The following is a 14,214-nucleotide window of genomic DNA, read 5'->3' as shown; positions in this document are numbered from 1 at the left end:
GGCTAGTGACGCTTGCCGGCCGGTATGGTGACCGGCAGTGCCACCACTTCGATGCCTTCCTCGCGCAGCTCGCCCACTTCCTGCGCCGAGGCCGTGCCCCGAATCTTGCGTTCCGGGCTCTCGCCGTAGTGGATCTTGCGCGCTTCCTCGGGAAATTCGCGCCCGACATCCTCGGTGTTCTTGACCACGTATTCGACCACCTTGGCCAGGACCGAGGAACGGAAGTTGGCGTATTGCGGCCGCGCGGGCGGGGCCGCGTCGTCCGGCTCGGACTTGACGCTGCGATCGCTCACCCGGGTGTTGACGTAGGAAGCGGCCGGAACCTTGACCACCTGGCTGTCGCCGCACATCGGGCAGGCAATGTAGCCTTGGCTGCGCTGCTGTTCGTAGTCCGCGCCGGAGGCAAACCATCCTTCGAAGCGATGGTCGTTGGCGCAGAGCAGATCGAATACTTTCACGGTCATTGGTGTCCGGATCAGCCCCATACTATCAGATGCGTAGTTCCCACACGCTGTAACGGCCGCCGCTTGCGGGACTTGACGGGCAAGGCGTGATCGCTCGTGGCCGTTGCGCGGTAGCCCGTCCGGCGCTCGCTGCTATACTGCGCCCGACTCCACCCGCCGCCGGCGCGGAGCGGCTTCGAGCAGGGTTTCCTACGGCGTGTTTCATTCCATGCGCGCGCTCGCGCTGCGAGCGTTGATTTCCGCCGCGGTGCTGCTGCACCCGGCAGCCGCCGGCGGCTTCGACGCGCCCGAGCCCTACAAGCCGGAAATTGGCCAGGCCGGCAAGGACGTGATCTGGGTCCCGACGCCGCAGCGCGCGGTCGAGCGCATGCTCACGCTGGGGAAAGTCGGGCCGGACGATTTTCTGATCGACCTCGGCTCGGGCGACGGGCGCATCGTGATTGCCGCAGCGAAGCGCTACGGCGCCCGGGGCTTCGGCGTCGATCTCAATCCCGACATGGTGAAGCTTTCGCAGCACCGGGCACGCCAGGCCGGCGTCGCGGATCGGGCCAGGTTCTACGTTCGGGACATTTTCCAGACCGATCTCACGCCGGCGACGGTCGTCACGCTCTATCTGCTGCCGGAGCTCAACATGCGGCTGCGGCCCAAGCTGCTCGAACTTGCGCCCGGTACCCGTATCGTCGCCAACGCCTTCGACATGGGCGAGTGGGAAGCCGACGAGTTCGACGCGCAAACCGCGAGCGCCTTGCGGTTATGGATCGTGCCGGCGCAGGTTGTCGGACAGTGGGCCTGGGCGGAAATGCGCAATGGGCGCACGCAACGCGTCGAGCTCGAACTGAATCAGCAATTCCAGCGCGTCAGCGGATGGGCGAGCACCGGCAAGCAGCGCTTTCGGATCCGCAATGCCCGCTTGCAAGGCGCGCGTTTGCGCTTCACGCTGCTCGAAGAGCAACGGCCCGGCTACGGCGTGCGTTACAACTACACCGGCCGCGTGCTGGGCGATACCATCGAAGGCGAAGTCAGCAGCAGCGAAGCCGTGAAACCGCTGCGCTGGCTCGCAACCCGGCGAATTCGGCCCGCGCCGGGCAAGTCGTGAGAAGTAGTATCCAGCGACATCGACTTCCAACAAGCCAGCAAGCGAGCGCAACACCATGAAGGCACCTCTCGAAGGCATCCGAATCGTCGACATGACCTCGGTTGTGGTCGGCCCCCTGTGCACGCAGATGCTGGCAGACTACGGCGCCGACGTCATCAAGCTCGAGGCCCCGCCCGGCGGCGATATCGCACGCACCCTCGCCGGTCGCGGCGTCACGCCACTCATGTCGGGCAAGTTCGTGCAGCTGAACCGCAACAAGCGCTCGCTCGCGCTGGATTTGAAGAAGCCCGGAGGCAAGGAGGCCGTGCAGCGGCTGCTGAAGACTTCGGATGTGCTGGTGTGGAACGTGCGTCCGCCGGCGATGGCGCGACTGGGCCTGGCGTACGAAGACGTGAAGGCCGTCAATCCGCAGATCATCTATGTCGGCATGTTCGGCTTCGGCCAGGACGGGCGCTATCGCAACAAGCCGGCGTACGACTCGATCATCCAGGGTTCGGCCGGGGTGGCGGCGCTCAACCACATGGCACTGGGCGAACCGCGCTATCTGCCGATGGTGATGGCCGATCGCAGCGTCGGTCTCATCGCCACGCAGATGATCCTGCTCGCGCTGTTTCACCGCAGCCGCAGCGGCGAAGGCTCCGCGATCGAGATCCCGATGTTCGAGAACATGGCCAAGTACGTGCTCGAGGAGCACATGTACCTCAAGACCTTCGAGCCGCCGTTGGGGCCGGTGGGCGATCCGCGCCTGATCGACCCGAACGCCCGGCCGCTCAAGACCAAGGATTCGTGGGTCTGCATCACCGCCAACACCAACGCCCAGGCGTTTGCGGTGTTCGACGCGATCGGCCGCCCGGAACTGAAGGACGATCCGCGCTTCAACAGCGTGGCCGCGCGCTTCAAGAACGTGCGCGACTACTTCGCCATCCGCGCCGAGGGGCTGCTGCAGAAGACCACCGCCGAGTGGGTCGAGATCTTCGATCGTCTCGACGTGCCGGCGATGCCTTACCACACGCTCGACAGCCTCATGCAAGACCCGCATCTGGCGGAAATCGGGTTCTTTCAGATGCGCCAGCATCCGACCGAAGGCGAGATCCGCAACATGCGACTGCCTAACAAGACCTCGTTCAGTCCTCGCGCCGCGTGGCAAGGAGCGCCCAAGCTCGGCCAGCACAGTCTGGAGGTGCTGCAGGAGGCGGGGTTGAGCGAGAGCGAGATCGCGGCGCTGGTCGATAACGGTGGGGTCATCGACGGGCGGCTCGACAAGTAAATCGCGCTGCCGGTCACGGCGGTCGCTTGGGCAGCTGCGGTTCAGTCCGCCTGCGCGAGCTTGAGCCGCCGTTCGCGCACTGCCCCGGCGAGCATGTCGAGCACGCGCACGGTGTCCTCCCAGGCGATGCAGCCGTCGGTGATGCTGACGCCATATTCCAGCGGCTTGCCCGCGACCAGATCCTGGCGCCCGGCTACCAGGTTCGATTCGACCATGGCGCCGACGATGCGGTTTTCCGCTTGCGCCACCTGGCGCGCGACTTCGGCCATGACTTCGACTTGCAGCTGATATTGCTTGCGGCTGTTGCCGTGGCTGGCATCGACCATCACTTGCGGCGTCTGGCCGGCAGCCGCCAGCTCGGCGCACGCGGAGGCAACCGATGCGGCGTCGTAGTTCGGTTCCTTGCCGCCGCGCAGGATGAGATGGCAGTCCTCGTTGCCGGTGGTTTCGACCACTGCCGAGCGGCCGGCCTTGGTGACGCCGAGGAAGCGGTGCGGATGGCGTGCTGCCCGAATGGCGTCGACCGCGATGCGCACGTTGCCGTCGGTGCCGTTCTTGAAGCCGATCGGGCACGACAGACCGGAGGCGAGCTCGCGATGGACCTGGCTTTCGGTGGTGCGCGCGCCGATCGCACCCCAGGCGGCCAGGTCGGCCAGGTATTGCGGCGTGATCGGATCGAGGAATTCCTGGCCGGTGGGCAGGCCGAGGCTGTTGATGTCGATGAGGAGCTTGCGCGCCAGGCGCAGGCCCTCGTTCACGCGGTAGGTGCCGTCCAGCGCCGGGTCGTTGATGAGGCCCTTCCAGCCGACCGTGGTGCGTGGCTTCTCGAAATAGACCCGCATCACCACCAGCAGATCGGCTTCGAGCCGCTTTGCCTCGCCCGCCAGGCGGCGGGCGTAATCGAGCGCAACGGCTTGGTCGTGAATCGAGCACGGGCCGACCACGGCGATCATGCGATCGTCCGCCCCGGTCAGGGCCCGATGGATGGCCTGGCGGGCACTGCGCGCCGTCGCCGATACCGCCGCGGTGGCCGGAAGCTCTTCGAACAACGTTTCAGGGGACACGAGCTCGTCGATCTCGCGCACGCGCAGATCGTCGATCGGCTCGGTAATCGAGGCCTGCATGATGTTCCTTCCCAGGGCCTGAACACTCATCTTGCCTGGCACGGACTCGGTCGTGCCGTAGCGGGTTGCCGCCTCTCGATATGTTAGGCGGGCGGCATCGTATCGCGCACCGAGCTTCGCTCCGACACTCGGGCGAACCAGGTTTTCAGGCCGGGGTGCGATGCGCGCCAATCGATATCGGGATAGCGGAAGTCGAGGTAGCCGAGCACGCAGGCCGCTGCGATCTGCCCGATACCGAACCGGTCGTTCCAGGAGCCGTGCTCATGCGCCAGGGCACCGAGCCCGCCGTCGATCTTGCGCCGCTGGCCCGCGATCCAGTCGTTCCATCGCAACGGCTCCGGCCGCACTGCGGTCTCGTAGCGCGTGAGCACCGCCGCATCCAGGATGCCGTCGCAAAGCGACTGCAGGCGCAGCGCGTTCCAGCGCTCCGGACCGGACGCAGGGAACAGGCGCGCGCTCCCCAGCGAGGCGAGATACTCCGCGATGACCCTCGAATCGTACAGAGTCGACCCGTCGTCGAGGATGAGCGCCGGAATCTTCACCAATGGGTTGGCGCCGGCCAGATCCGCATTCGGCGTTACCGGCGAGACGGCGGTTTCGATCTCCTCCGGGCGTTGCGGAAGGCCCGCTTCGCGGGCCACGATGCGTACCTTGCGGGCAAAGGGCGAGGCCGGGTTGACGCGCATGCGCATGACGAGACTCCTGTGGAACTAAGATCGTATGCGCGCATGCTAACCTGAGCATTGCGTGCCGGCAATGCGGGATACGGACGAGGCCCAAGCGGCCGAGGAACTCGACGAAGACCATGCCAAGCGAACCATTGATTGCGGTATTCACCAAGAACCGCACCAACCCGGCTTATGCGGGGGCTCGGCTCGGCGCCGATCGGACTGCGCAGCGGCTCGGCGCCCGGACATGCCACTTCGTGCCCGAAGCGCCGGACGACATCGACCAGCAGATCGCGCTGGTGGCACAGGCTTTGCAAGCCCGCCCGGATGCGTTCGTTTTCACCCCCGTGCATGAAAGTGCGGTGGACGGCGCAATCGGCTCGATCGATGCAGCCGGCATCCCGCTGGTGAATTTCATCAATCGCATGCACCGCGGCAATCGCATCGCCTTCGTCGGCTCGGACGACCGCGCGCTCGCGATCGCCGTGGCCCAGCGGCTGTTCGTGCATTTGAATGGCACGGGCAACGTGGTCGTCATGCAGGGCACGCCCGGCTCGATCACCAGCCGGACGCGGCTCGAAGGATTTCTCGAGGCTGCCGGCCGCCATCCCGGCATCGTCATCGTGGCGCAGTGCGCGGGCGACTATCAGCAAGAAACCGCCCAGCAGGTGACGCAGGAGCTTCTTGCGCGCGGCGTCCGGATCGACGGCCTGCTATGCGCCAACGACGTCATGGCGCTCGGGGCCATCGACGCGATGACCGCGGCCGGCCGAATGATCCCGGTGGTGGGAGTCAATGCGCTGCCGGAAGCGATCACTGCAATCAAGCGCGGGATGCTGCTCGCGACCGTGGACTTCGATGCGACCAAGATGGGCCGCGTCGCGACCGAGGCCGCGATCCGGCATCTGCGCGGCGAGCGCGTGCCGGCGCAGATCCTGCTGCCGGTGCAGGTCGTGGATGCGTCCAACTGCGCGCCCTGGGAGCGGCCGCTCGGTGAGCGCGAGTGTCCTCTCTGGGAAGATGTCGTCGCGTCGGTTTGAGTTGTGCAGGTGGACACGCCACCAAAATGCGAGGAGGGATGGTTCGAGGGCGAGAACCACACCACCTCGCCCGCATTCGCGGGCACCCCGCCTCGTGAGCAGTATTAGCCCGCAGGCGGGCAGGCGCAGTTAAGAAACCTGGTTGGGTTTCTTGAGAGAGGCGGGGAGAGAAGATGTTCCCCTCCTCGTCGAGGAGGGGCGGGACGCGACGTGGAACGTCGCGGACGGGGTGGTCCAAACCGAGAACCACACCACCCCGGCGCTTCCCGCCACCCGCCCGAGAGGCGGGGAAAAGGGCGGCCAACGAGCGGCTACTTCTTCCCCGGCGCCGGCTTCTCCGGCTCTTCGATGAAGCGCGAGCGGCTGCGCAACAGCGGCGCGAGCATCTTGCGGTCGACCACGAATACCCACTGGTCGAAGGTCTTCTCGCGCGCAAGCTGAGCCTCCAGGCGCTTGAAGCGCTCTTCGTGCTCCTTGTCGCGCTTTTCCTTCTCTTCCGGCTTTTCGTCCTTGACCGGCTTGCGCTCGCTGCGCTTCACGTCACCGGTCACGGCGAGCGTGAAGTGCATGTGCGCATCGTCGCCCGGCTTGGGCGCCGCCTGCATCGTGTAGCTCCAGCCGTCGAAGGTTTCCGCCGTGATGCGAGCGGGTTTTTCCAGCTGGGCCGGTTTCAAATCGGGCGCGACGTCGACGAACGAGAGGGTATACAGCGCGTTGGTGGCGCTGACCGCCGCCGACGGATTGGTCTGGTCGGCGCGCACACCAGCCAGAAGCCAGTCGCCGGATTCCTCTTCCCGTGACAGCTCATAGCTCGTGGCTGGATCGCCGCTGTCGACTTTCAGGTGCTTGATCCGGTCGACCTTGGCGAATTCCTTCGAGATCCACTTCTGCGCATCGGGCACGACGTTGTTCATCGGGTCGGACACCACCATCAGCGTCTTGGGATCGGCGCCGGTCACCAGGTAGCGGCCGTCGGGCTGGCCCTTGTCGAAGCCTTTGACCTGCAGCGGCGGCTTGCCCAGATGCTTCCTGCCCAGGTACAGCGTGGCGAGGACCTTGCCTTCCTTGTCGCGGAACTCGAGCAGCGTGGACGCGCCCTCTTCAGCTTCGGGCGGCGCCACGTCGACGCGGGGACGCTGTGCCTCGGTAATCGGCTCGCTCTGGACGACCTTCCACTCGCGTGCCTTGAACGTGAGCTCGGAGACGAGAGCGGGGTCGGCCGGGAAGCCGCCGCGCTCCTTCACCCGCCATGTGCCGTCCTGGTATACGACATTGAGCTCGTCCTTCTTGTGCTTGATATGGATTTGCGCGATCTCGCTCACGTCGAGCTTCGGCAGCACGCGTTCGCCCAGGCGCTTGTCGGGGCCGCTCCAGGCATCGATATCGCGCTTGAACATGACCACGCCGATGCCGCCGATCACCAGCACCAGCAGCAGCAGAACGAGAACGTGCTTGCGACTCATGGCTGTACCTGCCTCCTGCGGGCGAGCGCGATGCCCACGCCGATGAGCACGATGAGAAGGGGCATCGCGCCGATGTTGATCACCTTGCTCCAGAACTGCAGCGATTCGACGTCCTGGCGCAAGTCACGGCGCAGCGTCTTCAGCTCCCCGCGCGTTTCGGTCGCACGCTTGCGGAATGCGTCGACCTCGTCCTGCTGCTCGGGCGTGAGCACCACCGGTCCCTTGTCCTTCGCGTCGCCGCGTCGCCTTTGAATGTCTTCGAGCGTCGTCTGGGTCTGCTGCAGATCGTCCTCGAGCGCCTTGATCTTGCCCAGGTACGCTTCCTGCGCCTTGGATTCCATCTCCCGCACCACGGTCAGCGGCCGCGTGAACGCGGCGCGACTGCGCAGCCCGATCAGGTTGTGATCCGAAGCGAGCTGCTCGACCAGGCTCTGCGCGAGGTTCAGGTTGCCGTTGCGCGGGACGATGACGCGCTGGCCGAACACATCCTGGATGTCGACCGCGGCATTGTCGGTGAGCATGTCGGCGTCGGCGACCAGAACGACGGTCGTTTCTTCCTTCGCTTCCTTCAGATGCGGCGCGGCCGGCTCGGGCTTCTTCGCCTCGACGCCTTTCTCCTTATCCTTCTCTTTTTGCATCTCCGCGTACGGATCCTTCGGCCGTCCGTCCGGGAACGCGCTCTTGAACTTGCCCGTCAGCCGTATGCCGAGGGGTTGCTCGGTGTTGGTCGGCTCGAAGCCCTTGGTCGAGGGCTCGCCGGTGAGGGTGGCGATGATGAGATCGACCGGCATGTTGTTGGGCGAGCTGTGGAACAGCACCGACATGTCCAGACCTTCGACGGGCTTGCCCTTGAAGTAGCCGCCGAACGCATACAGCAGGGAGCCGAGCTGGCTGGTGACCGGGTCGTCCGGGTTGAGCGCGCTGCCTGTGAGGTTGAGCAGAGTCGGCAGCAGGCGCGGACCTTCGCCGCTCGTATAGGTCATGTCAGCCAGGACCTTGGACATGTCCATGTCCAGGCCCCACGCCTTCAGCAAGGCATAGAGCGAGGACTGGCCGGCTTGCGATCCGCCGAATGGATTCTGCATGTCGCGCTGCTGGTCGAAGTACATGTACGGATCCATGAAGGCGATCAGCTTGCCGCCGCGCATGATGAACTGGTCGATCGCGTATTGCGTGGTTTCGGTGATGTCGCGCGGATGGATGACGAGCAGCACCCGGATTTCAGGGTCGACCGTCTCCGCGTTCATCGAAACCTCTTTCAGCTCGAAGTCGCGCTGGAGCTCGGAGATGAGCACCCACGGCTCGGTGAGGCCCTTCTTCTCCTGCATCGCGAGCGGCGAAAGGCCGCGGCCGAACACGGGGACCGCGCTCATCACGCCCACAACCGGCTTCTTGGCCGTCGACACCCGCGCCACCGCCCGCGTCAGATCGTATTCGAGCAGGCGTTCGCGCTCCGGGGTGAGAACCGGGATGGCGACCTTGTCGTCGAGCTGGCTCACCGACAGGCCGAGGTAGAACTTTTCGCCCGTGTTGAGCATCTGGCCTTCGATGCCGTCGAGCATCGCCGACTCCTCCGCGTCCGAGTCGGGCTGCGGGTTGTATTTCTCGACGATGACTTTGCCTCTGGAGACTGAGCTGAACTCGTTCAGCAGATCTTCCACCCGCTGGGCGTAGGTTCTCAAGCCGACCGGAGTGGCTTCGCCCTGCGTGTAGTAGTAGCGAATCTTCACCGGCGATTCGAGCTGGGTGAGAATCGCCCGCGTGCCCTCCGAGAGCGTGAATACCTTGCCTTCGGTCAGGTCCGCGCGCGCGCGCAGCGGCGAGAAGATGTAGTTCAGCGCGATCAGAATCAGCGCGAGCGCGATCACTCCGGCAGTGGAGTACAGGAAGGTTTGCAGTCCTTTCTTTTGCATGTGTCCCTCCTAGCCTGGATATTTCATCGGGGCACGCGATGATGGCGAGTCGAGTTGCGAGTCAGTTTGGGCTCGGCCGGCGCAGTCAATAGCTAGCCTATTGGCAAGACAGGCATGCCCAAAATGGCCGCAAATCGGCCGCCAGCGCGTTTGCAGGCCGACGGTGCAAAATGCTTTGTTATCCATGGATACCTTATCGCTTGTGAATCAAGACATCGTCCCAACCGGGCCGGCCCGGTGAAATATCCAGGCTAGCCCGCGCGCAAGCCGCGGATGATGACGCCGGTGGTGAAGAGCGCGAAGCCGATCAGCGACGCGAAGAACACGACGTCACGCACGTCCAGAATGCCGCGCTGGAATGCGTCGAAATGGGTCATGACCGAGAACGAGGCCACGACGTGCACGAATTGCGGGCTCGCCCAGCGCGACAGCAGATCGGTCACCGGGTTGTAACCGCACAGGATGAGAAAGAGCAGGATCAGCACCGAGAGGATGAAGCTGATCACCTGGTTGCGCGTCATGGCCGAGGTCATGCAGCTCACCGCCAGGTACGAGCCCGCGAGCAGGGCGCTGCCGACGTAGCCCGAGGCGATGACTCCGTTGTCCGGATCGCCCAGCCAGTTGACCGTGATGATCACCGGGAAGGTGAGCGCGAGCGCGATCGCGAGGAAGATCCACGAGGCGAGGAACTTGCCGACGATCGCCTGCCAGGTCGCGATCGGCAGGGTGAGCAGCAGTTCCATCGTCCCGAGCCGCCGCTCTTCCGACCACAGCCGCATGCCCACGGCGGGCACCAGGAACAGATACAGCCAGGGGTGCCAGGTGAAGAACGACACCAGCGAGGCTTCGCCGCGCTCGAAGAAGTTGCCGACGGTGAATGTGAAGAACCCGGTCAGCAGCAGGAAGATCACGAGGAAGACATAGGCCACCGGCGAGACGAAGTAACCCACGAGCTCGCGCTTGACGATCGTCATGACGCCTCCGCTCATGGCCGCACCTCCTCTTGCAGCCGGCGCGCAAGCGCCTCGACGTTCCCCTCTCCCTCCGGGAGAGGGGCTAGGGGTGAGGGGGAAAACCTCACGAGGCTCGGGAAGCCGCTCATGGCCGCACCTCCTTCATCGTGTCGGGCAGCGTGATCGAGCGGAACACTTCGTCGAAGTGGCCTTCCTCGGTGCGCAGATCCTCGATGCGCCATTGGCGTTGTGCGACCAGCTCCATCACCGCGCGCACCAGCTCGGGCTTGCGTTCGGGCGCGTGCGGATAAGCGCGCACCGTTGCTTGGTCGGGTGTCTCGACCAGGGTCTCGACGCGCGCGACGCACTCGATGGCGCTCAGCCCTTCGCTCAACTGTGCCGCGGTGACGCCGGAAACCACGACCGACACCGCGCCGGCGAGGTGCGAGCGGCGGCGCAGCTCGTCCGGCGTTCCGTTCGCGACGATCTTGCCGCGATCGATGATGATGACGCGCGAGCAGGCGGCGTCGACTTCTTCCAGGATGTGGGTCGAGAAGATGATCGCCTTGTTGGCGCCCATGCGCTTGATGAGGTTGCGCACTTCGTGCTTCTGGTTCGGATCGAGCCCGTCGGTGGGCTCGTCCATGATGAGGATGTCGGGATCGTGAATGATCGACTGAGCGAGGCAGGTGCGGTGCCGATAGCCCTTGGAGAGCGTGTCGATGTTCTGGTAGAGCACGTTCTCCAGCATGCAAAGCTCGACCGCGCGGTTGACGGAGCGCTTGCGCGCATCGCCCGAGATGCCGCGCATCTCGGCCGTGAAGTGGAGGAACCCGCGCACGCTCATGTCGGTATACGACGGCGCGTTCTCCGGCAGATAGCCGATCAGGCGCTTGGCCGGAATCGGATTGGAGAGCATGTCGTAGCCGCCGACCTGGATGCGACCCGTGGTCGGCGGAATGAAACCCGTGACCATGCGCATCGTGGTGGATTTGCCGGCCCCGTTGGGACCGAGGAAGCCCAGTACTTCGCCCCGCTCGACATTGAACGACACGTCGTTCACCGCGAGCTTGGGGCCGAAATTCTTGACGAGATTTTCGACCTTGATCATTGCTTGCCCTCTAGTCGACGATCGGTTTGGCCGAGGTCATCCGGATGTCATAACGGGCGTCCGGTGGCGGCGTCGGATTCCGATCGCACTCCTCCGTGTGCTTACGCAATGCTTACGTGTCTCTTACGCGAGATTCCATATCTCGCTGAATTACCGCGCAAACTGAAAGCGGCGAAGTCTACACGATAAGCTCGGCGAGGCCAAAACCAGGGACCGCCGCGGCGGTTCGAAGTTCGCGCCACCCGCGCATGCGGCGGCCGGCGCCTCCATGAGGTCGCGCCCCGGCGACGCCTATAATCGCGCCTGATCAACCAGCGAGCAGAGGATTGCGCAATGGCCAACAGGGGCGTCACCATCATCGGTGGCGGGATCATGGGCGGGGACATCGCAACCAGCTTCGCCGTGGCGGGCTGGGACGTGCACGTGATGAGTCCCTCGCAGAAGACGCGCGACGCACTGCCCGGGCGCGTGGCCAAGGGGCTCGAGCGGCTGGGCGCCGACGCAGCACTCGGCTCCGCAGTGCGCGCGTACACGCAGCTTGCAGAGCTCCCATGGAGCTCGATCGAGCTCGTCATCGAGGCCGTCACCGAAGACCTCGCGCTCAAGCATCGCGTGTTCGCCGAACTGGAAACGCTCGCACGTCCCGACGTGCCGCTCGCGACCAACACCTCGAGCTTCCCCGTCACCGAGATCGGCAAGCACCTGCGCACGCGGGCCCGGGTCTGCGGCGCGCATTTCTTCATGCCGGCGCACATCGTTCCGCTGGTCGAAGTGATTTGCGCCGAGTTCACCGACCCGGCGGTGGCCGAGCAGGTGGAAGCGACCATGAAGTCGGCCGGCAAGGTTCCGGTAGTGGTGAAGAAGGACATCCCCGGCTTTCTCGCCAATCGCATGCAGCATGCGCTCCTGCGGGAAGCGTTCTGGCTGCTCGACAACGGCATCGCGACCGCGGAAGGCATCGACGCCACCGTGCGTTACGGCTTCGGTTTCCGCTTCGTTGCCTGCGGTCCGCTCATGCAGAAGGAGATGTCGGGCTGGGACACCAACTACTTCTCCGGCAGCAGCATTTATCCGAGCCTGTCGAATGCGTCCGCGCCGCCCGAGATGCTGAGGACGATGGTGCAGAAGGGCGAGATCGGCATGAAGGCCAGGAAAGGACTGTGGACCTGGTCCGAAGACGAAATTGCGCGCGAGAAGACCAAGTACGAAAAGGCGCTGCACGCCGCTTTCGAGATTTTGCAGTCGGAGCAGAAGTAGTTCTGGACCACCCCGTCCGCGACGTTGTCGCGTCCAGCCCCTCCTTCGCAGGAGGGGAATGTTTTGAATCTTCCCGGCCTCTCTCAAGAAACCCAACCAGGTTTCTTAACCGCGCCTGCCCGCCTGCGGGGCTAATACTGCTCATGAGGAGGGGAATGTTTTGAATCTTCCCGGCCCCCATGAGGAGGGGAATGCTTTGAATCTTCCCCGCCTCTCACGAGGCGGGGTGCCGGCGAAGGAGGCGGGGTGGTGTGGTTTTCGAAGCACCGCGCGCCGGCTGACAACTACCCCCGCTGACTCGAGTACGTCCCGCGTCCGATCGCGACCAGCCGCCCCTGCTCGTCGCTGACATCGACGTCGATCACCGCGGCAGTCTTTCCCGCGCGGCGCACACGTCCCGTACCGAGCAGCGAGTCGCCGACCGCAGGCCGCAGATAATCGATGCGCAGGTTCATCGTCGGCACTCCGCCGCCGACGGCCATGCCGATCGCGAAATCGCCCACGGTGTCGACGAACGAGGCGATCGGACCGCCATGGAACTGCTTGGTGCCGCGGCGGCGTTCCAGCTCGGGCCGCAGCGGCATGCGCACCTGGATTTCGGCTGCGTCGTGATCGACCGACACCACCTGCAAGCCGAGGAAGCCGATGAAGGGAGAGGCATCGAACAGCGCCTGCACTTCGGCCGCGCTCAGTTTCTCGCTCGCCGCTTCACTCATCGCTGCACCGCCTTGACTTCGACCGCACCAGTCTTTCGCTCGCTGCTTCGCTCATCGCTGCACCGCCTTGACTTGAACCGCGCTCAGTTTTTCGCTGGCTGCTCGCTCATTGCTACACCGCTTTCAGCACGACCTTGCCGAACACTTCCCGCTCTTCCAGCAGGCGGAACGCCTCGTTCACCTGTTCGAGCGGCAGCTCCCGGTCGATCGCCGGGTTCAGGCGCCCGTCGCGGATCATGTCGAGCAGCAGATGCAGGTCTTCACGCATCCAGCCGTTGGAGCCCAGCACCTGCAGCTCGAAGGTCCAGATGAAGCGCAGGTCTTCCTTCGGATCGTAGCCGGCGGTGGCGCCGCAGGTCAGCAGCCGGCCGCGACGATGCAAGGCGCGCAGCGATTTGACCCAGGTGTCGCCGCCGGTGAAATTCACCACCACGTCGACGCCGCCCTCGAACTTGCGCCGGTGCGGCTTGCCCCATTTCTCGAACACCCACTTCACGAAGTCCTGCTGCGTGTAGTCGACCAGGTGGTCGGCGCCGAGGCTGCCCAGGCGCTTCAATTTCGATTCGCTGGAAGCGCAGGCGATGACTTCGCAACCCGCGAGCTTGGCGAGCTGCACGCAGCAGGTGCCGACACCGCCCGAAGCGCCGAGGATGAGCACCCTCTCGCCCTGCTTCACCTGGCCGATCGTGTGCATCATGCGAACCGCCGTGCCGTACGCAACCGGCAGCGCGGCTGCGGCTTCGTACGAAACCTCGGCCGGTAATTCGACCAGGTGATGGGCGGGAACGGCACAGTATTGCGCCAGCCCGCCCGGGCGCATCTCGCCCAGCAGCCCGCCCGGTCCGACGCGGTCCACCGGATCCACCATGACGCGCTGGCCGACGCGCCAGTTGCCATCCACGCCCGGGCCGATTTCTGCGATCTCGCCGGCGAAATCGAGTCCCATGATGCACGGCATCGGCACCTTGATCCCCGGCATGCCGCGGCGGGTGAAGATGTCGTGATAGTTGAGCGTCGCGGCCTTGACCGCGATCACCACTTCGCCGGGTGCGGGCTTGGGATCGGGGAAGTCGTTCTCCACACCGATCGAGCCCGGCCCGCCGTGTTGGCGTATGACCGCCGCTTTCATTGCCTGATCTCTC

General features: G+C 64.9%; 13 protein-coding genes. 4 read left to right on the top strand and 9 right to left on the bottom strand.

The window, feature by feature from the left end:
* Positions 1–2: 2 nt before the first annotated feature.
* Positions 3–458, bottom strand: coding sequence for a DUF1178 family protein (locus GEV05_21660; protein MPZ45944.1), 456 nt, complete (start codon positions 456–458; stop codon positions 3–5).
* A gap of 214 nt (positions 459–672) precedes the next feature.
* Here GEV05_21660 and GEV05_21655 point away from each other — a divergent pair, with 214 nt between their 5' ends.
* Both GEV05_21655 and GEV05_21650 read left to right on the top strand, forming a co-directional pair.
* Positions 673–1,560 (top strand): methyltransferase domain-containing protein, encoded by an 888-nt coding sequence (locus GEV05_21655; protein MPZ45943.1) that lies wholly within the window; start codon positions 673–675, stop codon positions 1,558–1,560.
* Positions 1,561–1,615: 55 nt separating this feature from the next.
* Complete coding sequence (locus GEV05_21650; GenBank protein MPZ45942.1) at positions 1,616–2,827, top strand: CoA transferase; 1,212 nt, start codon at positions 1,616–1,618, stop codon at positions 2,825–2,827.
* A 41-nt stretch (positions 2,828–2,868) separates the two neighbouring features.
* Here GEV05_21650 and GEV05_21645 read toward each other — a convergent pair whose 3' ends face one another.
* Both GEV05_21645 and GEV05_21640 read right to left on the bottom strand, forming a co-directional pair.
* Positions 2,869–3,951, bottom strand: a complete 1,083-nt coding sequence (locus GEV05_21645; GenBank protein ID MPZ45941.1) for a 3-deoxy-7-phosphoheptulonate synthase — start codon at positions 3,949–3,951, stop codon at positions 2,869–2,871.
* An 83-nt stretch (positions 3,952–4,034) separates the two neighbouring features.
* Entirely contained in the window at positions 4,035–4,643 is a 609-nt protein-coding gene (locus GEV05_21640) for a glutathione S-transferase (GenBank protein MPZ45940.1), read from the bottom strand.
* A 113-nt stretch (positions 4,644–4,756) separates the two neighbouring features.
* Between GEV05_21640 and GEV05_21635 the strand changes: the two genes are divergently transcribed.
* Positions 4,757–5,659: a substrate-binding domain-containing protein gene (locus GEV05_21635; protein MPZ45939.1), complete on the top strand. Its 903-nt coding sequence runs from the start codon at positions 4,757–4,759 to the stop codon at positions 5,657–5,659.
* Between the two features lie 311 nt (positions 5,660–5,970).
* On the opposite strand, the gene GEV05_21630 is transcribed toward GEV05_21635, so the two are convergent.
* The 4 genes from GEV05_21630 to GEV05_21615 form a co-directional block, all read right to left on the bottom strand.
* Complete coding sequence (locus tag GEV05_21630; GenBank protein MPZ45938.1) at positions 5,971–7,122, bottom strand: DUF4340 domain-containing protein; 1,152 nt, start codon at positions 7,120–7,122, stop codon at positions 5,971–5,973.
* Entirely contained in the window at positions 7,119–9,035 is a 1,917-nt protein-coding gene (locus GEV05_21625; GenBank protein MPZ45937.1) for a hypothetical protein, read from the bottom strand. Before GEV05_21625 ends, GEV05_21630 begins: the two co-directional genes overlap by 4 nt.
* A gap of 251 nt (positions 9,036–9,286) precedes the next feature.
* Positions 9,287–10,024 (bottom strand): ABC transporter permease, encoded by a 738-nt coding sequence (locus GEV05_21620; protein MPZ45936.1) that lies wholly within the window; start codon positions 10,022–10,024, stop codon positions 9,287–9,289.
* 109 nt (positions 10,025–10,133) lie between these two features.
* Entirely contained in the window at positions 10,134–11,099 is a 966-nt protein-coding gene (locus GEV05_21615) for an ATP-binding cassette domain-containing protein (protein ID MPZ45935.1), read from the bottom strand.
* 333 nt (positions 11,100–11,432) lie between these two features.
* Here GEV05_21615 and GEV05_21610 point away from each other — a divergent pair, with 333 nt between their 5' ends.
* Complete coding sequence (locus GEV05_21610; GenBank protein ID MPZ45934.1) at positions 11,433–12,356, top strand: 3-hydroxyacyl-CoA dehydrogenase; 924 nt, start codon at positions 11,433–11,435, stop codon at positions 12,354–12,356.
* A 284-nt stretch (positions 12,357–12,640) separates the two neighbouring features.
* Here GEV05_21610 and GEV05_21605 read toward each other — a convergent pair whose 3' ends face one another.
* On the bottom strand, positions 12,641–13,072 hold the full coding sequence (locus tag GEV05_21605) for a hotdog fold thioesterase (GenBank protein MPZ45933.1): 432 nt from the start codon (positions 13,070–13,072) through the stop codon (positions 12,641–12,643).
* 112 nt (positions 13,073–13,184) lie between these two features.
* Positions 13,185–14,201 (bottom strand): zinc-binding dehydrogenase, encoded by a 1,017-nt coding sequence (locus GEV05_21600; protein MPZ45932.1) that lies wholly within the window; start codon positions 14,199–14,201, stop codon positions 13,185–13,187.
* Positions 14,202–14,214 lie beyond the last annotated feature (13 nt).

The organism is Betaproteobacteria bacterium (assembly GCA_009377585.1).
GTDB lineage: Bacteria > Pseudomonadota > Gammaproteobacteria > Burkholderiales > WYBJ01 > WYBJ01.
The sequence above is the reverse complement of the archived record's forward strand: the minus strand, read 5'-3'. Positions and strand labels throughout refer to the sequence as shown.